The sequence below is a fragment of the Paludibaculum fermentans genome (assembly GCF_015277775.1).
GTDB lineage: Bacteria > Acidobacteriota > Terriglobia > Bryobacterales > Bryobacteraceae > Paludibaculum > Paludibaculum fermentans.
This window is the reverse complement of sequence record NZ_CP063849.1, coordinates 6,129,092-6,149,494: the sequence shown is the minus strand read 5'-3', so window position 1 is coordinate 6,149,494 and position 20,403 is coordinate 6,129,092. Positions and strand designations below refer to the sequence as shown.

The 20,403-nt window shown below is 64.4% G+C and carries 14 protein-coding genes; 8 read left to right on the top strand and 6 right to left on the bottom strand.

Annotation, left to right across the window (positions count from 1 at the left end; all coding sequences use genetic code 11):
- Positions 1 to 24: 24 nt before the first annotated feature.
- Positions 25 to 633 carry a response regulator transcription factor gene (locus IRI77_RS24160; RefSeq protein WP_194447567.1) on the bottom strand — a complete coding sequence of 203 codons (609 nt, stop codon included), beginning with the start codon at positions 631 to 633 and terminating at the stop codon, positions 25 to 27.
- Positions 630 to 2,837 carry a PAS domain-containing sensor histidine kinase gene (locus IRI77_RS24155; RefSeq protein ID WP_194447566.1) on the bottom strand — a complete coding sequence of 736 codons (2,208 nt, stop codon included), beginning with the start codon at positions 2,835 to 2,837 and terminating at the stop codon, positions 630 to 632. The genes IRI77_RS24160 and IRI77_RS24155 overlap by 4 nt, the downstream gene beginning before the upstream one ends.
- Before the next feature lie 300 nt (positions 2,838 to 3,137).
- On the opposite strand from IRI77_RS24155, the gene IRI77_RS24150 reads away from it, so the two are divergent.
- The 4 genes from IRI77_RS24150 (at position 3,138) to IRI77_RS24135 (ending at position 7,007) form a co-directional block, all read left to right on the top strand.
- Positions 3,138 to 4,712 (top strand): sigma-54-dependent Fis family transcriptional regulator, encoded by a 1,575-nt coding sequence (locus tag IRI77_RS24150; RefSeq protein ID WP_194447565.1) that lies wholly within the window; start codon positions 3,138 to 3,140, stop codon positions 4,710 to 4,712.
- Between the two features lie 164 nt (positions 4,713 to 4,876).
- Complete coding sequence (locus IRI77_RS24145; protein WP_228486291.1) at positions 4,877 to 5,440, top strand: DUF417 family protein; 564 nt, start codon at positions 4,877 to 4,879, stop codon at positions 5,438 to 5,440.
- Between the two features lie 104 nt (positions 5,441 to 5,544).
- Positions 5,545 to 6,297: an isochorismatase family protein gene (locus IRI77_RS24140; RefSeq protein ID WP_194447563.1), complete on the top strand. Its 753-nt coding sequence runs from the start codon at positions 5,545 to 5,547 to the stop codon at positions 6,295 to 6,297.
- A gap of 152 nt (positions 6,298 to 6,449) precedes the next feature.
- A complete protein-coding gene (locus tag IRI77_RS24135) occupies positions 6,450 to 7,007 on the top strand; it encodes a DUF4136 domain-containing protein (RefSeq protein WP_194447562.1) in 558 nt (185 codons plus the stop codon).
- A gap of 52 nt (positions 7,008 to 7,059) precedes the next feature.
- On the opposite strand, the gene IRI77_RS24130 is transcribed toward IRI77_RS24135, so the two are convergent.
- The 3 genes from IRI77_RS24130 to IRI77_RS24120 form a co-directional block, all read right to left on the bottom strand.
- Positions 7,060 to 8,169 carry a patatin-like phospholipase family protein gene (locus tag IRI77_RS24130; protein ID WP_194447561.1) on the bottom strand — a complete coding sequence of 370 codons (1,110 nt, stop codon included), beginning with the start codon at positions 8,167 to 8,169 and terminating at the stop codon, positions 7,060 to 7,062.
- 88 nt (positions 8,170 to 8,257) lie between these two features.
- Positions 8,258 to 8,551, bottom strand: coding sequence for a YXWGXW repeat-containing protein (locus tag IRI77_RS24125; RefSeq protein ID WP_194447560.1), 294 nt, complete (start codon positions 8,549 to 8,551; stop codon positions 8,258 to 8,260).
- An 83-nt stretch (positions 8,552 to 8,634) separates the two neighbouring features.
- On the bottom strand, positions 8,635 to 10,809 hold the full coding sequence (locus IRI77_RS24120; RefSeq protein WP_194447559.1) for a carbohydrate-binding family V/XII: 2,175 nt from the start codon (positions 10,807 to 10,809) through the stop codon (positions 8,635 to 8,637).
- Between the two features lie 184 nt (positions 10,810 to 10,993).
- On the opposite strand from IRI77_RS24120, the gene IRI77_RS24115 reads away from it, so the two are divergent.
- Together IRI77_RS24115 and IRI77_RS24110 are read left to right on the top strand one after the other, a co-directional pair.
- Positions 10,994 to 11,650: a MarC family protein gene (locus IRI77_RS24115; RefSeq protein ID WP_194447558.1), complete on the top strand. Its 657-nt coding sequence runs from the start codon at positions 10,994 to 10,996 to the stop codon at positions 11,648 to 11,650.
- 161 nt (positions 11,651 to 11,811) lie between these two features.
- A complete protein-coding gene (locus tag IRI77_RS24110) occupies positions 11,812 to 14,643 on the top strand; it encodes a serine/threonine-protein kinase (RefSeq protein WP_194447557.1) in 2,832 nt (943 codons plus the stop codon).
- Here IRI77_RS24110 and IRI77_RS24105 read toward each other — a convergent pair.
- Positions 14,640 to 15,857 carry an LssY C-terminal domain-containing protein gene (locus tag IRI77_RS24105; RefSeq protein WP_194447556.1) on the bottom strand — a complete coding sequence of 406 codons (1,218 nt, stop codon included), beginning with the start codon at positions 15,855 to 15,857 and terminating at the stop codon, positions 14,640 to 14,642. The two genes, IRI77_RS24110 and IRI77_RS24105, sit on opposite strands and share 4 nt — an antisense overlap.
- A 308-nt stretch (positions 15,858 to 16,165) precedes the next feature.
- Here IRI77_RS24105 and IRI77_RS24100 point away from each other — a divergent pair, with 308 nt between their 5' ends.
- Together IRI77_RS24100 and IRI77_RS24095 are read left to right on the top strand one after the other, a co-directional pair.
- Positions 16,166 to 19,003 (top strand): protein kinase domain-containing protein, encoded by a 2,838-nt coding sequence (locus IRI77_RS24100; protein ID WP_194447555.1) that lies wholly within the window; start codon positions 16,166 to 16,168, stop codon positions 19,001 to 19,003.
- A 120-nt stretch (positions 19,004 to 19,123) separates the two neighbouring features.
- On the top strand, positions 19,124 to 20,398 hold the full coding sequence (locus tag IRI77_RS24095; RefSeq protein ID WP_194447554.1) for an efflux RND transporter periplasmic adaptor subunit: 1,275 nt from the start codon (positions 19,124 to 19,126) through the stop codon (positions 20,396 to 20,398).
- Positions 20,399 to 20,403 lie beyond the last annotated feature (5 nt).

Sequence of the window (20,403 nt, the reverse complement as noted above, 5' to 3'; positions counted from 1 at the left end):
TTCTATAGTAGGTCCGCCCGGTGCTCACGCAGCGAGCCGGAAGGCCATTCTGACCAGATCCGCGAATGAGGCCGCGGACATCTTCCGCATAATCTGCCCACGGTGGACCTGCAGCGTCACTTCCGAAATGCCCAGCGCCGCAGCTGCCTGCTTGTTCAACATTCCATCGGCGATCAGTGGCAGGACTTCTTTTTCGCGTGGAGTGAGGAGAGCAAACCGCCGTTGCAGATCGGCTATTTCCGCAACCCGCTGCCTTTGCTGCAAGTCTCTGGTAAACGCTGTCCGGATTGCGCCCAGCAGCATTTCGTGGTCAGCCGGTTTTGTGAGGAACTCCACGGCGCCTGCCTTCATCGCCCGCACAGTGGAGGGGATGTCGCCATATCCACTGAGAAAGATGATCGGCGGCCCGATATCTTCCCCCAGTTGCCTCTGTAGATCCAGGCCGTTGATATCCGGCAGGTCGACATCGAGGATCAGGCACGCACAGGCGTCCGTCCGGCGGTAGCGCAGATACTCCGTCGCGGATCCAAATGAGACGTGTGGCATCCCCATTGCTGCGAAGACTTCGGAAAGTGCCTCGCGAATCCGATGGTCATCGTCAAGGACGTAGACCACCTCATCCGCCGCCTTCATGAGGGTTCGTCCCGATGGAGAGGGAGCGTAAAGCTGAAAGTCGTTCCCACTCCCTCATTGGAGGCCGCCCAGAGTCGCCCGCCGTGGCTTTCCACGATCGACCGGCAAATCGAAAGACCCATGCCCATCCCTCTTTCTTTTGTACTGACAAACGGTTCGAACACCGTTGAGGTGTCCGTAAGGCCGCAGCCGGTATCGCTGATCTGAATCAGCAGGCCGCTGTCGTCCAGCCGCGAGGTGATTGACAACACCTTCGGGCGATCACCGGAGCCCTCCATCGCCTCGATAGCATTGCGAATCAGGTTGAGCAGCGTCTGCTGCATCTGCACGCGATCGACTGCGACCCCGGGTAGATCATCCGCGAGGCTGGCGCGAGTGCTGATTCCGCTTTCGCGCAATTCGTCTGCCGTCAACTGGAGAACCGCCGAGATCACCTCGTTGATGTTGGAAGGAACCAGGTCCTGCGCCGATCGCTTGAAGAGTGCTCGAATCCGCTGGACCACCCCCGCCGCGGAGTTCACATCGCGGATCATTCTTCCGGCCGTCAGACGGGCTCGCTCGAGGTTGGGCGGCTCCGCCGACAACCAGGCCTGGCACGCATGCCCGTTGGCCACCGCGGCCGCCAATGGCTGATTGATCTCGTGCGCAATGGATGCCGACAGCTCAGCAACGGTTGCGATCTGCGTGGCGCGCGAAAGCTTCGCCTGCGTCTGCCTCAACTCTTCAGCCATTTTCCAGTTGTCGTCGATATCGATGTCCAGGCCGAACCAACTGAGGATCTCTCCGTTTTCGTTCCTCAACGGCGCTCCATTCACCTGAAACCATCGATAGGACCCGTCGGCGCTGCGAAGCCGTTGTTTGACGCTGTACGGAGCTCCAGACCGGATCGAAGCCCGCCACGCCTTGTTTGTTAACTCGAGGTCGTCCGGGTGAATCAGATCCTCCCATCGAAATCGGGTGAACTCGCCCAGGTTCCTTCCGGTGTACGTCACAACACGCGCATTCAGATAGTCAGGCTCGCCGGCCGGATCGGCGCGCCATACCAGCGCGGGGATCGTGTCGATAGTCAAACGCAGATGGGCCTCGCTCGCGCGAACCGCGTCCTCCGCCCGCTTCCGGTCCTCGATGTCGGTCAGAAGGATGTACCACCGGGCAATGTCGCCATCCGGGTGCCGCAGGGGAAGGCCGCGCACATGAAACCACTGGAAGACGCCGTCGAAACGCCGGATGCGATGAGTTACGTCATATGGCTCGCCTGTTTCCACCGAGTGCTGCCACCTGGCAATCACGCCAGGGAGATCTTGCTCATGGACAGCTCCGGTATAAGCCCAGTTCCTGAGCTCCTCCAGAGTCTTGCCGAAGTATTCGAGCACCTGCTGGTTAACACACTCAACCTCGCCGCGCGCCGTCATCGTGCAGACAAGCGCCGGGATCGAATCCACAATCTGACGGAAATTGCGCTCGCTCTCACCCAGCGCAGCTTCGGCGTGCTTCCGGTTCTCGATATCCGTGTTGGTGCCATACCACTTCACCACCCGCCCGGCTTCGTCCAGTTGCGGCTTGGCTTGAACCAGGAACCAGCGATACTGCCCGTCGAAGCGGCGTAGCCGCGCCTCAAGCTGACCCGGTTGCCCGGTCCCCTCCAGAGTCTTCCAGCAGGACAAGGCCTTGTCCAGATCGTCGGGATGGAAGGCCTTGGTCCATCCCCACCCCCACGCTTCCTCCTGCGAAAGGCCTGTGTACTCCAGCCAGCCGCGGTTGAAGAAGTCGGCCGATCCGTCCGGTTGGCAGGACCACGCCAGCGCGGGTATCAGATCGACCAGTTCGCTGACCGGGCTGTCCCCAGGCTGCGGCCGGTCCATGGGCTCTCGCGTTGGATCACCCAGCTCCAGAGTCGTCCCGATGATCTCGGTCACCTCGTCAGCCGAGCCCAGAACCGCCCAACCAAGGTGCCTGACCAACTGAGTCCTGCCGTTTTCCTGCCAAATTCTGCACTCACAACTGAACGCCGCTTTGTTCTCCACCGCCTGTTGCACTCCGGATACCCAGAGCGGCCAGTCCTCAGCGGGGAACAGCCCGGAGTACTCGCCGGCGCCGGGGGGCGCCTGGCTTATGTCGCGCCCATGGATTTTGTTCATCTGTGCTGACCAATAGGCCGGCTGCGCCTGCTGGACATCCCAAACCCAACTGCCGGTACGGTTCATTTGGACTCCTCTCCATCGCCCGTTCGTCCGTTCCGGGTCGCGGGCGTTCGACTGCCCTGGCCGGCCTGATCCACCCGATGGTACCCGCTCATCCTCATCTGCCCCTCCCTCGCTGATCCCACCAGGAACTGTTCCCAGGAATGCGCTGACCACTCCGCTAACAGCAATTTGCCTTCCACTGGGCACATCGCGTAACACGCAGAGAACAAAAGGTCATCCCGTCGCCTTCCAACGACGCTCAGGCGCAACAACGACGATCCGTCGTTGCTGAACCCGAAGGGCTCCTGTAAGCTTGACGAAATGGAACTGGAACTCCTCCAGTCTATTTCCCTTGCCGTGAGTCAGGTCCGGACGGTCGAAACGGTCCTGAAGATGATTGTGTCCGGCCTGGTCGATACGGCTGGGGTCGCCCTCGCAAGAATCTGGCTCATCGGCCCGGGCGACATCTGTCCAACGTGCCGGATGAGTTCAGAGTGCGCGGATCGGCACACCTGTCTTCACCTGGCGGCGAGTGCGGGCCGCTCCCGGATGGACGGCTCCGATTGGTCGTCGCTCGATGGTGCCTTCCGGCGCTTCCCGCTCCAGGTTCGGAAGATTGGCTGGATCGCCTCCTCCGGCCAATCCATGCTCATTGAGGATGCCGTCTCGGACACGCGATGGACTCTCCACCCCGGTTGGGTGCGGAATGAGAACATACACGGCTTCGCTGGCCATCCGCTGGTCTATGGCGGTGAGATCTTGGGCGTGCTCGGAGTCTTCGCCCGGGTGCACATCACGGAACAGCAGTTCAAATTGCTCAGGGTGTTCGCGGACCAGGCAGCCGTGTCCATCGCCAATGCGCGAGCGTTCGAGGAGATCCAGACCTTGCAGCTGCGCGCGGAGCGGGAGAACGATTACCTCAAGACAGAGGTGAAGGAAAATCTCGGTGGCTTCCGGGGCCAAAGCCCGGCCCTGCAGAGGCTGCTTTCTCAGATTGGCCAGGTGGCCCCGACGGATGCAAGCGTGCTGATTCTCGGTGAGTCGGGCACAGGCAAGGAACTGGTGGCGCGCGCGATCCATGACAACAGCCGCCGCGCGAACCGGGTGCTCGTCAAGGCGAACTGTGCCTCGATCCCCCGCGAGCTGTTCGAAAGCGAGTTTTTTGGCCACGTGAAAGGCGCGTTCACAGGCGCGATGCGCGATCGCCTTGGGCGCTTCGAACTGGCCGATGGCGGAACCCTGTTTCTCGACGAGATTGCAGAGATCCCCCTGGAACTCCAATCCAAGCTGCTGCGGGTATTGCAGGAGGGCGAGTTCGAACGCGTGGGGGAAGAGCGGACCCGGCCCGTGGACGTCCGCGTCATCGCCGCGACCAACCGGGATCTGCGTTCCGAAATGGCCGCGGGGCGCTTTCGAGCGGATCTCTATTTCCGCTTGAGCGTCTTCCCCATCCAAACGCCGCCGCTGCGCGACCGCCTCGAGGACGTCGTCATCCTGGCCGCCGATTTCCTGGAGAAAGCCTCCAAGCGGTTGAATCTCTCCATTCCTCGCTTGACCGCCGATAACATTCGAGACCTGTGCAACTACGATTGGCCAGGAAATGTGAGGGAGCTACAGAATGTTCTCGAACGCGCATTGATTGTGTCCGGTGGCAGGCAGCTGCGCTTCGATCTCAGGAACTCCGCTCCGCCGCCATCCCCGGCGGCCCAACCCGTTGGCCGGTTGCATACCCGGGGTCAGTTGCTGGAGTTGGAACGCAGCCAGATCGTGGAAGCCTTGGAACGGTGCAAGGGCAAAATCTACGGGTCGGACGGCGCCGCGGCACTCCTTGGGCTGCGTCCAACCACACTCTCCTCTAAGATCGCCGCGCTCAAGATTAGGCGGCCCCGCCCGTAAAGGCCGAGTGTCCCATCGAGTTACGGCTACCTATATAGATCTATAATAGACACCGCTCTTCATCGCTCCTACCATCTGGTAGAACGATGAACAACATATCCACCCAACAATCACCACCCGCTCACGTGACACCAGCCGGACGGCCGTGGCACAGCGACAGCGGATTGATCTCAATATATGCTCTCGCCGCCAGGCTGGACCGATTTGGAGTGGGCGCCCTCCGCTTTTCACTGGTTGTCGTGTTGTTCTGGATCGGAGGACTCAAGTTCGCGAATTACGAAGCGGATGGCATAGTGCCACTGGTTGCCAATAGTCCGTTGATGGAGTTCTTCTACCATCATTCGGCACCGGAATACCGGCAACACATGAACAGGGAGGGTGAGCTGAATGACGACAATCGCCGCTGGCACGAGACGAACGGCACCTATGAGTTTTCGCACGGTTTGGGCTGCGCCATCATCCTGATCGGCTGCCTGATCGCGCTCCACCCGTTCCGTCCTCAAGTGGCCGCGGCCGGGAGCCTGCTCCTCATCCTCATGTCACTCACGACACTGTCGTTTCTGGTCACCACGCCTGAGGCCTGGGTTCCAGCCCTTGGCGACACCGCGCACGGCTTCCCATTTCTCTCGGTTGGGGGCCGGTTGGTAGTCAAGGACATTATCATGCTCGGCGCCGCCATCGTGACGATGTCGGATTCCGCGAAGGCATACCTTCAATACGAATCCTGATCGGAACTGGTTGGCACGCTTTGACCGCGTGGCCGGAAATGAGCGCCACGACCCAATTTCGTTGCATCGCGAAGTAGAAGAACTTACGGGAACAGGAGACTTCAATGACGGATCTCAACACCTCTCGCTCCGGCAACACAGCGAACCATCATGGTTTGAATGCAATTCAGGACGGCCTGGTGCACGCGGAGGGTGGCGGCGACGCCCTGCTTCGGCTCGATGACGTCGTGTTTCTATTGCTCGATCATCAATCGGGCCTGTTTCAAGTGGTCAAGGATATCAGCGTTGCGGAACTTCGAGCCAATACCGCGATGCTCGCCAAACTGGCTGCGCTCATGAAGATCCCCGTCATCACGACGGCTTCGGTGCCTGACGGCCCCAATGGCCCACTCATGCCGGAGATTCACCAGTTCGCGCCCCACGCCGTATACGTGCCCCGCAAGGGCGAGGTCAATGCCTGGGACAACGAACTGTTCGTTCAGACAGTCCGCGAGACGGGCAGGCGGACGCTGGTCATTGCCGGTGTCTGGACCAGTGTCTGCGTCATGTTCCCCGCACTGGATGCGCTGGCAGCCGGATTCAACGTCTATGCCGTAGTCGATGCATCGGGAGACCCCAGCGAAATGGCCTCTCGCATCACACTCGCCCGCTTCTCCCAGGCAGGCGTTGTCCCCATCAGCGCCAACGCGGTTCTGTGCGAACTGCAGCGCACATGGAACCGGCCGGACGCGGCGGAGATCGCCCAGCTATACACGCTGGTTGCGCCGAACTATGCCGCGGTCCTGGAGAGCTACAACCGGGCTCAGGACGCTGCCCTGCACCCGGCAAGGCCGGTGCCCGAATTGACGCACAAGTAGGAACAAGTGACCGCCGTGTGCTGGAGCACCAAGAGCGAAAGCGGAAAGCTGAGCCCTGAATGCGCGGGGAAGTTGATCACTTCCTGCCCCTAACTCGCCCCAGAAGGAATGAAGGCGCGTGACAAAGCGCCCATGCGAAAAGGAGCGAGTCCATGAAACTCAGAAACACGATCTTGGCGCTGGCCTGCCTCACCTCGGCGGGCTTCGCGCAGGATGTCCGGTACAACTATGCCAACGGCACTGATTTCAGCCAGTACAAGACCTACAAATGGGGCCAGAGCCGGGCGGCGGAAAAGCTGGATACCATCACCGACCGCCAGCTGCGGGAGGCCGTTGACGCCGAGATGACGAAGAAGGGCTTTGTCCGGCAGGAAGAAGGACGCACCGACCTGCTGCTGGTCTACGAGCCTTCGACGCGCAACGAGAAGCAGATCACCTCATTCGACAGCGGCTGGGGCTATGGCCGTGGCTGGGGACGCCGTTGGTCCGGCTACGGTCCTGGCATCACGACCGCCGAGACTTCCACCATCCGGGTGGGCGAGTTTGCCCTCGACATCTACGACCGGGAGAAGCATGAACTGGTCTGGCGGGGTGTCGCGTCGAAGACCCTGGATCCCAACATGAAGCCGGAGAAGTGGCAGAAGACCATTCAGGCCGGTGCCGAGAAGCTGCTGAAGAACTTCCCGCCCCCGGTGAAGAAGCAGTCCTGACAGTTGCCTGGATCGGGAGCCGCCTCTCCGGCTCCCGATTACCTCTCCCCGTCTATTGCGGCCGCTGGTAGGGGGAGAGCGGAAGACGATCCCATTGTTGCCGCCCCCGCGCCCGTTCGAACCCGAACTGGTCGAGCTTCTTCATGAAGGCCTGGTCGAAGATCTTGTTGATGGTCACCTTCGCCGTCATGTCCTGCGGTACGGCGGTGCAGCGCACCTCCATGGACAGGCCGGGCACCCCTGAGTTGACCGCCTCAGAGAGCTCCCAGTAGCGCGTGAGCGTCTGGAGTTCCTTCAAGCCGAACAGCAGCCTCTCCCCCCGATCACGCACCGCGCCGACACCCCGATAGCCGCTCGTCTCCACACTGGGGTAGAGCGGCTTGTTGACGATCACCCACAGCCGGATCCGTACCGTCCCCCTCGTTCGACCAGCCCGTAGCCGTTCCGCCAGCCGTTGGAAATCGGAGAGGTCGAGCCCCAGCAGCGTATTGCTGGCGACGCCACCATCCACATGCGGATCGCCCTTGATCTCCACGGGAGCAAATGCGCCCGGAATCGCGGCGGACGCCAGCAGGATCTTCTGGAAGGAGCCCAGGCCGCCTGGCCCGCGCCCCAGTTCCTCCTCGATGTTCCAGATCGATCCCAGGCCGCTGCGGAGATTGGTTGTGCCCACCAGCAGGATGCGTCCTTCGTCAAAACCGCGCCGGGCACGAGCAGCCAGGGACTCGCCATAGAGCCGGTCGATCGAGTTCTCCAGGTTCCTGCGATCAAGCAGACCGCCATCCCGCTTCAGGAAGAAGAGGTACTCAAAGCTGGGCTTCATCGATGCGGCGTTCTCGGTGTACTCCCGGCTGATCTCAGCCAGGGACTGCTCGTCGCCGGCGAAGGCGAAGGGCGAGATCAGCGCACCAGTGCTGACACCGGTCACCATGTCGAACTTCGGCATCGGATCAGTGGCCCTGGATTGCCAGCCGCGCAGGAAGCCGGTGCCATAGGCTCCATACTCACCGCCGCCGGACAGCAGGAGGATGTCGAACGTGCGGTCGCCGCGAATATCGATCCGGCGAACGATCCGGTCTACGAGAGTACCGGTGGGCATCTGCGCCAGCGCGGCGTGACTGAAAGGAATCAGGGATAGAGCGAACAGGAGTCGATTGTTCATGGTTTTCCGAAGGTGAAATGGGGCGTTCAAAGACGAAGACGCGCCCATGCCTCGCACGAGCGCGTCTTCCTGTTGTGGACCACCGGATCTAGCGCCAGCGGCCCTCCACCCAGATGTGCATTCCATTCCGGCGCTCCCAGCGTCCGGGGACCCAGCCCGCCCGCCCGCGCGGCGGGACCGTCCAGTATCCGCTGGCCCAGACATAGCGCCGGCCATCCCAGAAGTAGTGGCCGGGGACCCAGACATGGCGCGGTCCGGGCCGCACAACAATCACCTCGCGAGGCGGCGGGGGCGGCGGGCCGAAGCGTGCACTGACGCTCACCTCGGCAGCGCCGGCAAGCATCGCAAATGCAAAGAACCCAACTGATAACAGGCGTTTCATCCGAATCCTCCTTACTATCCGTTTCACTTCTAATGGGGGGCGGCGGGCCGGAAAAGTGATCATCCACCTAAGCGGTGTGGCGGTTAGCGCGGCCCTCGCCGGCCTCCGCCGCCTCCTCCGCCTCTGGGAAAGCCGGGGCCGGCCATGCCCGCTCCGCGCTCCCGGCTCCTGCGCTCATCATCGATGCCGGGGCCTCGCGGTTCCACGCTGGGGCCGGGAAACTGGCGTTGCCGTTCGGGCTGCATGGAACGCGGGGCTGGGGCCGGCCGCTCGGGCGCCCAGTTTCCGCCATCCCGGCGCTGCCAGCCTCCGCCGGTATCGCGGTGCAGATCCCCGTTGCGGTCGACGTAGACGTTATTCGGCCGGCCGGGATCGGGCCGCATGGGCACAGGCCGGCCCGGATTTCCACCGGCCGGCGGACGGCCAGGCTGATAGGGCTGTGGGCGGATCCCGGGCTGGCCGGGACGGTTGTAGATGTTGCCACCGGGGCCGGCCCAGGGCCGAGGACCGGGGTAAGGTTGCGGACCAATCGGCCGGTAGGGAGGACGCCAATCCGGCGGGCGCGGCGGGCGGTAGCCGCCCGGACCAAACCATCCGCCGTTGTAGTGACGATAGGGGCCCGGATACGCCGGCCCCCAGCCGCCCCATCCGGAGCCCCAACGGGCGGAGAGGCCCATCCAGCCCGAGTTCCAGCTCATGCCGAAGCTCCAGCCGGCCCAGGGGTTGTAGCGCACGGCGAAACCCCAGGTCGCCGGGCGTGGATAATAGACGGTTCCATACCAGCCCGGGTAGTTCCAACCGGTCCCGTAGACGATCACCCCGCGGTAGGGCAGCGACCAGCGGTAGCCGGGCAGATACCCGACATACACGACATCGGGCGTCGAATCGTAGATGTAGACATACCGTGTGTTGTAGACCGGGCTGCTGGGCGGAATGCGGTCGATGGCCGTGGGGCGGACATCCGAGACCTGCCAGGGGCCGCCCGGCGTGGGCGCGGAGTACCAGACTCCTCCTTCGCAGGCGAAATACCGCCCATCGGCCTGGATGACCTGCGACGGCGTGTTCACCGCATACGCCATCGTGGTGCCCTGAATGGGCGAGAACCGGGGTTCCCCGTCGTAGGCGACATCGATTTTGACGTTGCTCCGGGAGACTTCCGCGGTCTGCGGGATCACATTGTCCATCAGCGCATCCTTCGCCCGGTCGGTGCCGGGAATGAACGCCAGGACGCTGGCCTTGGGCGAGCTCTCGGGGATCCGGGCGAAGGCCTTCGGCAAAGTGTCGGGGGCAATGAAGGCCCAGGGCCCGCGGAGCGACGGCGCCGCGTACCAGCGTCCGGAGATCAGCAGATAGTGGCGCTGGGTCGCGACTTCCAGGAAGATGTCGCTCTCTGAGTTGCTGACGTAGAGAATGTCGCCGCCGGCCAGCGGCGCGTAGTTGGGCGCGCCCTGCACCACCACCAGTTCGGTCGGTTCGGTCGCCACTACGATCCGGGCCGAGCGCAACTGGTCGGCCGACGCGGTCTTCTGGCCCTCCACGCCCGGCGAGGCCTGGGTATTGGAATCCTTCACCAGGTCCTGAATGGAGGCTGGGGCGCTGTCGACGGCCTTCCATTCGCCCTGCAGGATGTCGCGTGTAGTGAACCAGACGCTGGAACCGGATAGCCAGTATTCCTTGTGCTTGGTGTCATAGATGACAGGCAGCGCCGTATTGGCAACCACCTGCAAGTCCTTCTTGCCGGTGTCCTGGAAGCGAGGGGGGCCGTCCAGCAGCAGCAGCAGCGCCGGCCGGTTCTCGACGACGATGCGCGGCGGATCGTTGCGATAACCCGGGTCTCCGCCGGAATCCACCGGTTGGAGCGCCGCGCGCAGCCTGCTGAGCGAGAGCGAGAGATCCCAACGCGGGACTGCCTTCTCCAGGAAGGCGACAATCCCCTGCAGGTCGCTGTCGGGAATCTCGGTAAACCGCGTGCGGATCACCTGGACCGACCTCACCTCCGCGATGTCACGATCCCGGTCGGTTCTCAGGGTAGCGGCCACCCATAGGGCGCCGAATACCGGTTGCTTGTCCTGCGGCCGTTTGATGGAAACCGCGACGCGGCTCTGCAGCGTAACACCGTCGAGCGAGTCGGGCTGGGGCTGATAGACGATGATCTCCGTACTGCCGTCATGGACGACGCGGGGCCACCCGGCATCGTTGGCCTTTGCCAGGCTAGCGGCGCCCAGCGCCAGGCTGGCCAGGCAGAGAGCCGTGCTCATTCTCAATCTCGGAAATTTCACTTGGATGCACTCCCACTGAATCAGGGGCGGTGGCGCGGCGGAAGTGATCAGGAACAGGCTTCTGTTTTTCCGGGCGCCCGGTTGATCAGATCCTGGCGCCTTCCGCCCCCTACTGAAATGGACGGTTCGCCGCCGCCTGTTTCGGGCGAAGGGGAGGCACTGAATGCTGGAAGACAAACTACTTTTTCTGGAGCTGGCCAAGGCTGCGTCGGTTTCGTTCGTGGCGCTGCTGCCGTTGGTCAACCCCGTCGGGACCGCCCCCATCTTCCAGGCATTCGTGCGGCAATATCCACGCGATATACAGGAGACCCTGGCCCGTAAGGTTGCCCTGTACGGTTTACTGCTGCTGGTCAGCTCCCTCTTCCTGGGCGTGAAGATCCTGGCTTTCTTCGGAATCTCGCTGAATGTGGTCCAGGTGGCCGGTGGAATGGTGATCGCGCACACAGGTTGGGAACTCCTCCGGCACGAGAGCCCGGTCGACGACACAGCAGTCAGGGAGACGCCTGTGCAGGCGCCGCTGACACGCGCGTTCTATCCGCTGACGCTGCCCCTGACCGTGGGACCCGGCTCCATCTCAACGGCGATCGGCCTGGGCGCCCACCTGAACAGCAACGGCATTGAGCTGATGATTGCCTCCACCTTGGGCATGGTGGTGCTGTCCATCGTGGTGTGGATCGTGTATCACAATGCGCACCGGCTGGAGCAGTTGCTGGGCACCACCGGCACCGAGATCCTGAACCGGCTTTCCTCGTTCGTCCTGTTCGCCCTGGGCTTGCAAATCCTCTGGAACGGGCTGGCGGTGGCGCTGCGCCGTCCATAGTGGCCGGGCCTCGGCGGCTCCGCCCGGGCAATGGCGGGCAGCCCGGATTTGCAGCCAGCGCCCCGCAGATCATGGTGGTGCGGCATGTGCTATATTGCGGGCTCCGAGCCATACCATTTTCGTCGGGATATCCGTGAACGAAGCTGGCCGTGCCCACCACCATGGCAGCACCAAATCAAGAGCACAACTGGCAGCGGATCCTGGAGTTAGCCCACGAGGTGGCGGAGGTCCCCAGTGAACAGCGGGAGTCCTTCCTCCGGACGCGTTGCGACAACCCGGTGATTGTCTCCAGCGTTCTCGACCTGGCGCAGAAGTTCCATGCTCCGGCGGCAGCTCCGGCGATGCAACCGGGCTCGCGCCTCGGCCGGTTCACCATCCTGGCCCGCATCGGACAGGGCGGCATGGGCCAGGTGTTCTCGGCGGTAGACGATGTGCTGAACCGCACGGTCGCCATCAAGGTTCTCACCGAAGATCAGGCCCAGGCCGGGCAGCGGGCGGAGCCGATGATCCGCGAGGCCCGCACTGCTTCCTCGTTGAACCATCCGAATATTGTCACCATCCATGAGGTGGTCCACACAGGCCAGACCGTCGCCATCGTGATGGAGTTCGTTCCCGGGGATTCCCTGCGGGTCCTGGCGGCCAAACCAATGAATGCCGCCGCGTGCCTGAAGGCGGCCCGGCAGATCGCCGCGGCGTTGGAGGCGGCGCACAACGCCGGCGTCATTCACCGCGACATCAAGCCGGAGAACGTGATTCTGCGGCCGGATGGCCACGTGAAAGTTCTCGATTTCGGGCTGGCCCGTACGGTTTCCGGCGATCCGTTGCACAGTGTCTCGTCGGCCGGGCTGTGGGCGGGGACGTTCCGGTATATGTCGCCCGAGCAGTGCGACGGTTCCGGGCTGACCCCGGCCAGCGACGTCCACTCCTTCGGCACCGTGCTCTACGAACTGTTGGCCGGGCAGCACCCGTTCCCCGGGACATCGCCCATCCGGACGATGTGGTCGATTGTGAACGACAAGCCGCCGGCGCTGCGGGACCGCGCGCCCGGGTTGCCGCCCGCCCTCTACGGGCTGATCGAGGCCATGATGGCGAAGGCCCCCGCGGCCCGCCCGGCGGCTGGGGCAGTGGGCGCGGCGGTGGAGTCGATCCTGGAAGACCTGCGGGGCTCCACTTCGTCCAGCGGATCCGGAGTAAAGGGGCCCGCCCCTCGACGCCGCCTGTGGAAGGCCGCGATCTGGGCCGCCAGTGTGCTTGGCCTGGCCGGGCTGGGCGGAGTCGCGTATTGGAAGACACGCCCCAGGACTCCGGAGATCGAACTGGCCGATGCATTGACCAAGCTGCTGCCGTCGAACCGGGCCACGGCGGCCGCAATCTCGGGGGACGGCCGCTTCCTGGCCTTCGCGAACTCGCAGGGGATCAGCCTGCGGATGCTGGAATCGGGCGACACGCAGCCGCTGCAGGTTCCGGCCGATTTCGTGGTGGACCACATCGCCTGGTATCCGGATCATGCGCGGATGGCCGTCAGCGGTTTCTCGGCGACACGGAACCAGCCCGCGATCTGGCAGGTGTCCATCACCGATACGCCGCCACGCCTGCTGCGGCAGGGCGCCCGCGGCGGCGTGCCTTCGCCGGACGGGAACGAGCTTGCGTTCGCCAGCGAAGACAGCTCTGAGATCTGGGTGTCGCGAGCCGACGGGCAACAGACGGAGAAAGCCCTGCAAGGAGGCGCCGGCGACACCTTTCCGTTCGTTCTCTGGTGCCCAACCGGGCGCTGCATCCTGTTCCAGCGCCGGTCTCCTTCCACTCGCGATCTGGGCTCCGGCAGCTTTGACAGGTACTTCCAGCGAAGCCTGGAGTCGTTCGATCTGCGGACTCGCCGGGTGGTCAGCAAGATGCCCGAGTTGTGGATCGAATCGGCGGCCATGCTGCCGGACGGCCGCCTCCGGTTCCTGCGCTACTCCTCACCGGGCGCGTACTATGCAAAGGAGCTGTGGGAGATCCGAACGCTGCCGGAGTCGGGCATCATTCAAGGGGAGCCACTCCACCTCGGCGGGCCGGAGCGGGAGTACGGCGGCTACCTGGCCGGGTTGACCAGCACTGACAGCGGTGAAGTGGCCACCATGCTGCAGGCAACCGACGAACATGCCATCTACACCGCCGACTTCGACCCTTCGCCGCCACGTCTGACCCATATCCAGCGCCTGACCCTGGATCGGGGACGTAGCTTTCCCCATGCCTGGACCCCCGACAGCCTCCAGGTGATCTTCGATTCCGAACGCAATACCTCGTGGGATGTATTCCGGCAGAGAGTGGACAGCGCGGAGCCGGAGGCGGTGGTGGCCGAAGCGCGCCGGGCGGAGGTTCTGCCGCAGCTCGCGCCCGGCGGCCGCAACGTCCTGTATGCCACTGGCTCAGGCAACAGCAGCGGCAAGATCGACCGGATGATGAGGGTACCCCTCAACGGCGGGCTGCCCGTGGAGGTCCCTTTGAATGGGTCATTGGGCGAGTTCCGCTGCTCGTCCGGCCCGGCCGGCCGCTGTGTGCTGCGCCGGGCGGAGGAACAGAAGTCCTACCTCTTCTATGAGTTGGATCCGGAACGAGGCGTGGGCCGCGAGATCGCGAGGACGGCCTGGATGCCGGGCATCCTCGGCGACTGGGATGTCTCGCCGGACGGACGGTGGGTGGCCCTGCCGAATCACGATGCGAAGTCCGCCCGTATCCGCCTGGTGGCGCTGACGCCCGGCGAGGCCGAGCGCGAAGTGGTGCTCCCAAACATCGCGGATCTCAAGGGCTTGACTTGGGCCGTGGATGGTTCCGGTTGGTTTCTCAGCCTGACGACGACGGTTGGGGTGCGGACGGTATTCGCCTATCCCAACGGCCGCGTCGCACCGCTGGGCAACCTGCAGGCGGTGGTGCAGGCTCCGAACGGCCGCAAAGTGGCGTTTGTCGACCATATTGTCGCGGCCAACGTCTGGAAGGTCAGATTCCGCTAGCCTTGCGGCTTGATCAGCTCGACCAGGGCCATCCGGCCGTCGGTCCGGATGCGGTCGCCGGTTCCGTTGGTGCTCTCACGTGGCACCGCGGGGCGGACCAGATAAGACACGGAGCCCACCTGCCGGGCAAACCGCAGATCGAAGATCACTTTGCTGCGCTCATCGTCGACATTTGAGTCCACCTTATGGGAGAAGGTGCGGGCCTTGGTGGAGAACTCGATTCCAATGTCGTGCGTGGCCGCGGCGATCCAGATGGGCCGGCCCCGCCAGTCCGTCCCGCTGGACCAGATGCGGATGTGATCCCGTTTGGCGAAGGTGTTGTTCTGCTTCTGGAATACGAGATCCGGCTCCCTGCCGCCGACCACAAGGGTGGAGACCGGAGCGCGCTGGTAGGAGTGGTGGGCGGCCACGGCCAGGAAGGTACGGGTGCCCGACTCCAGCGAGAGATGGGCTGCGGTATGCCAGCCGGCCTGCCGGAAGGCGTGCGTCAACTCGTCCCGGCTGCCCACGAAGGCGAGATTGATCCAATCAGAAGGAGCCGAGAGGTGTTTGGCCTCGGTCCGATCGGGCAGTTGGTTCAGGATGGCGGCAACGCCCGGCGGCAGGGGGGCTTCACTCCCGGACAACTCCGGGAGGGCGGCGAGGGGAGGGGTCGTCGTGAGTGCCAGCGACAGGTTCACCCCGGGCGGATAGTGGACCTCTGGACGGTCGACCTCGCGCACCACGTACTTCGTCGTCTCCAGGGATACCAGCAAGGCCGGATGGGCATAGGCCGCCGCGAGAAGTACCGCCTCGACGGTGCCAGGCCGCTTGCGCAGCGGCTGCAGGGCCACGATGGTTCCATCCTTTTCCACGGTTTCGCGGGCGTTGTCCACATCCAGCACCCGGGCGGAGATCGGGAAATCGCGAGCGCCGATCCGGACCCGGTCGAACTGCAATTGCAGCTTGGTGCGTGTCTTCGGGGCTTCCGTCACGGACCGGCCCATCAATTGGCTGCCCATGGGAATACCCCGCCCGTCCCCTGCCGGGAACGGACGCAACACCACCGCCCGCACCTCAGCGCCCGGGTGGGCGGAGTTCACCGAGGATTCGAGCCGGACCCACAGCGGCTGGACCGTGGGGGCCAATGGCTCGCTTTGCGCATGGCTTTCCAGGATGACGAAGGCCACCAGCGCCAGCAGAAAAATCCACCGGATGAGGCGCGATCGCCTCATGGACAGGACGGCAGTCTTCGGGAGCGGGACGCACGGATCGTCGGTCGCGCGCAAGGGCTGACTCGAGGGTCCTTGGACCATTCCGCGTGTTGGATCGACATTCATAATGACAAGCCTTCACTTTGATAAGTGGAGAGCAGGCCGGGAGAAGTGATCAATTCAGGTTCATCCTTATGGAACTCGTTTTGGCACATTTTGGGCCAATAACGAAACTGCTATCGTGATTTAGTTGGAGCCTGGGCTGACGGCGCAATCCAAGGCAGTTCCTGGATGTACCCGCGCCGCACCTGGCACCCTGCCTGCAACACATGGGCCAGAAACTAAACGAAGAGCAGTGGAAGGCTGCTTTCGAGCTTGCGCACGCGGCGGCTGAAGTCCCCGCGGCGGAGCGGCGCCAGTTCCTGGATGCCAGCGGCCAGGAGAAGGTGGTGATCCAACAGGCGCTCACCCTGCTGGAAGAGTTTGAAGCACCCACGCAGACCGCGGTGCAGCACGGCAGCACGATCAGCCACTTTGTGGTCACCGGACACCTGGGCAGCGGCGGGATGGGCGATGTCTATGCGGCGACGGACACGGAACTGCGCCGTCCGGTGGCGCTCAAGTTCCTGAGGCCGGAAGTCAGCATGGTGGAAGGAGCCGTCGAGAGGTTCATCCGCGAGGGGCGGACAGCCTCCATGCTGAACCACCCGAATATCGTCACAATCTACGAGGTGATCCGGACGGAATCGAGCCTGGCGATCGTCATGGAGCTGGTCGAGGGCAAGACGCTGCGGGAACTGCGGTACGAGAAGCTGGAGACCGGACGCCTGCTGGACATTGGAGAGCAGATTGCCAATGCCCTGGCGGCCGCCCATGCGGCCGGCATCATTCACAGGGACATCAAACCGGAGAACATCATCGTCCGTCCTGACGGGCGGGTGAAGGTGATGGACTTCGGGCTGGCGCGGTGGATCGAGGCGGAGAACCGGTCCGGCATCTGGGTCTCGGCGCCGGGCCTGCCTGTAGGCACCTGGCGCTACATGTCGCCCGAACAGTGCCGGGGTGAGAACCTGACCGGGGCCACGGACATCTTTTCGCTGGGGATCGTCTTTCACGAGCTCTGCGCGCGACAGCCTTTCGGCTCGGGTGAGGCGGGTGCCGCAGGCGCGGCGGCCATGCGCAGCCAGGACGTGCGGCCGCCCTCGGCGTGGAACCCGGAGATACCTAAGGAGTTGGATACCCTCGTCCTGCGGATGCTGGCCACGGAGCCGTCCGCCCGGCCGGATGCCGAGAAGGTGGCCGCCGCTTTTTCCGCCCTCCGCAAGGGGGCGGATCCCAACTGGACACCGCCTCAACTGCTGATGAGGCGATCGAGGCGGGCCGCCCCGTGGGTGGGCGGGATCGCGGCCGCCCTGGCACTCGCCGCGGCCGCCGGCGTGTTTATGTGGCGCTGGAACCCCAAGGTCCCGACGGCGGTGCTGCAGCAGGTGACCACCCTGGTGGCGGAAAACCACGCCACCGCAGCGGCGATTTCCCCGGATGGCCGTTTTGCCGCCTACGCCAACGTGGACGGCGTCTTTCTGAAGTCGAGCCAAAGCGGGGAGACGGTCACCCTGCGCCAGCCCGAAAGCTTTCTGGCCGACCGGATGGCCTGGTTTCCCGATGGCACGAGACTGGCGGTCAGCGGCTTTTCCACAATCACCAACCAGCCCAGTGTGTGGGCGGTCTCCATTACGGGCATGGCTCCGCGGCTGTTGCGGGAGGAGGCACGGGCGGGCGTGCCCTCGTTCGACGGAACCCAACTGGCGTCGCTCAGCGAGGACTGGTCTGAGATCTGGGTCACGAACATCAGCGGCGAGCGGCCGCGCAAAGTGCTCTCCAGCCCGGCCAGCGACACCTTTACGTTCGTCTGCTGGGCCGCCGATGGCCGCCACCTGATCTTCCAGCGCCGCCACTACGCGACGGACCAGGATCTCGGCAATGTGGTGGTGGACCGGTACTATCGCAGAAGCCTGGAGGTGCTGGACCTGGATACGGGCAAAGTAGTGAGCAGCATGCCCGAGATGTGGGCCGATTCGGCGGTGGCCCTGAAGGACGGGACGGTGCTGCTGCTCAAGATGGATCGGGGCTCGGATTCACGCAGCGCGGTCTGGGAGATCCACATGAATCCCAGAACGGGCGTCATCCACGGCTCCGCCCATGAGATCCAGGGCATGGAAGAGAGCTTCCGCGGCCAGCTGAGCGGCATCTCCTGCACGGCCGACGGGAACCGCATCATGTTCGTGCTACGCAACAACGCGCCGGCGGTGTATGTGGCCGATTACTCGAGTGCGCCGCCGTCCTTCTCGAAATCGCGCAGGCTGACCCTGGACGACCGCCTGAACTTCCCGCATGCCTGGACTCCGGATAACGCGGCCGTGATCTTCGAGTCCGATCGCAGCGGCAACTGGGATATCTTCAAGCAGCGGGCGGACCAGCGCCTGCCGGACGTCATCGTCAACCACCCGGCCCGCGCGGAGGTGCTGCCCCAGGTGGCAGGCCAGGGCAAGTGGATGTTGTACAGCACCGCCCCGAAAGGCCAGGAAGCGAAGGGTCTGGATGCGGTGATGCGTGTGCCGCTGGGTGGTGGAACGCCTGAACAGGTGCAGGTGGGTTCGCCGGTAGACACGTTCCGCTGTGGCATCGGCCCGCGGCAGCCCTGTGTGATCCGGCGCAGCATCGGCCGTGAATACTACGCGTTCCACGCGCTCGACCCCGAGAAGGGGATCGGCGCGGAATTGGCGCGCACGCCGTGGATGGTGGGGGTGTTAGCCGATTGGGACGTCTCGCCGGACGGATCCCTGGTAGCACTGCCGAATCACGACAACCGCTCAGCGACGATCCGCCTGGTCCGGCTCGACCACAGGGCGAACGAACCGGCCGAGTGGACGGTGGAACTGAAGGGCCTGTCGGACCTGTCGGGGTTGACCTGGTCGGCCGACGGCACCGGGTGGTTCGTCAGCGTGAACACGACCGTCGGAAAGCACCTGTACTACGTCTATCTGGATGGCCGCCGGCACCTGATTGGAGACATCCAGGGTTGGGCCGTGCCGTCGCCGGACGGGCGGCGTGTGGCCTACCTCGACCGCATCGTGGCCGCCAACGCCTGGATGATCGAACGGCATTAGTCCCGGCAGCGCCCTCGCCCCTGCCGGCTCCCGCCGGAAAAGCTGCGTCCGGCTGATCACTTTTACCCGCCTCCGCCCCCCAGTGCTATCGGAACCCCGACAAGGAAGACGGAGCACCGCTTGACTACACCCCACCGAACGAATCCGATATCGACGGGCAGCCCGCGCCAGGGTGCGCGCGCCATCCCGTTGCTCACGCTGGCCTGCGGCGCGCTGGCGCTGGCGGCCTGCGGACGCAAGGAGCAGGCCCACGCGATGCCGCCGCCCCCCGTGGAGGTGGTCCAGGTCCGGCAGCAGGACGTACCCAACGTCCGGGAATGGGTAGCGACCATGGACGGGCTGGTGAACGCCCAGGTGCGGCCCCAGGTAACGGGCTATCTGGTACGCCAGCTCTACCGCAACGGCGACCGGGTGAGCCGGGGGACGCCGCTGTTCCAGATCGACACCCGGACCCTGCAGGCGGCGGTGAACGAGGCGAAAGCCAACGTCGAACAGGCGCGCGGACACCTGCTGGAAGCACAGGGCCAGGTGCAGAACGCCGAGGCGCAGCGCGGCAAGAGCAAGCTCGACCTGAACCGCGCCCGGCCGCTGGCCGCGGAGCAGGCGATCAGCCGCCAGGAACTGGATGACGCGGTCCAGGCGGACCTCGTGGCCGCGGCCCAGGTGGCCTCCGCCCAGGCTGCGGTCAGCCAGGCCAAGTCGGCGATAGACGCGGCACAGGCGAAGCTGGAAACGGCCAGGCTCAATCTCGGTTTTGCGACGGTGGTCTCGCCCGTGGACGGGATCGCCGGCATCAACGCCGCCCAGATCGGCGACCTTGTCGGGCCGCAGAGCCCGGCCTTGACCATCGTCTCCACGGTGGATCCCATCCTGGTCAGTTTCACGTTCTCGGAACAGGAGTACCTGGGCATCCGGCGCCTGCCGGAAGGCAGTGATGCAGGCAAGCGCAGCAGCGAGCTGGAGTTCAGCCTGCAACTCACCGACGGTTCCACTTACCCGCTCAAGGGCAAGCTGCACGCAGTGGACCGCAATGTGGATATCAAGACCGGGGCGATTGCCGTGCAGGTTGCGTTCCCGAACCCGCGCGGGGAGCTGCGGCCTGGAGGATTCGGGCGGATCTCGACCGTGGCCGGGGTCGACCACGGGGCGCTGACGGTCCCCCAGCGGGCGATCAGTGAGATCCAGGGCGCCTACCTGGTGGCGGTGGTCACGCCGGAGAACACCATCCAACTGCGCCCGGTGAAGCTCGGCGCCGCCGTGGGCCCATTGCGGGTCATCAAGGAAGGCCTGCAGCCCGGCGACCGCGTGGTGGCCGAAGGGATCCAGAAGATCCGCGACGGCATGAAGGTCCAACCCCAACCGTTCGAGACGCGGGCAGAGGGCGCCTCGCGCTAAGCGGG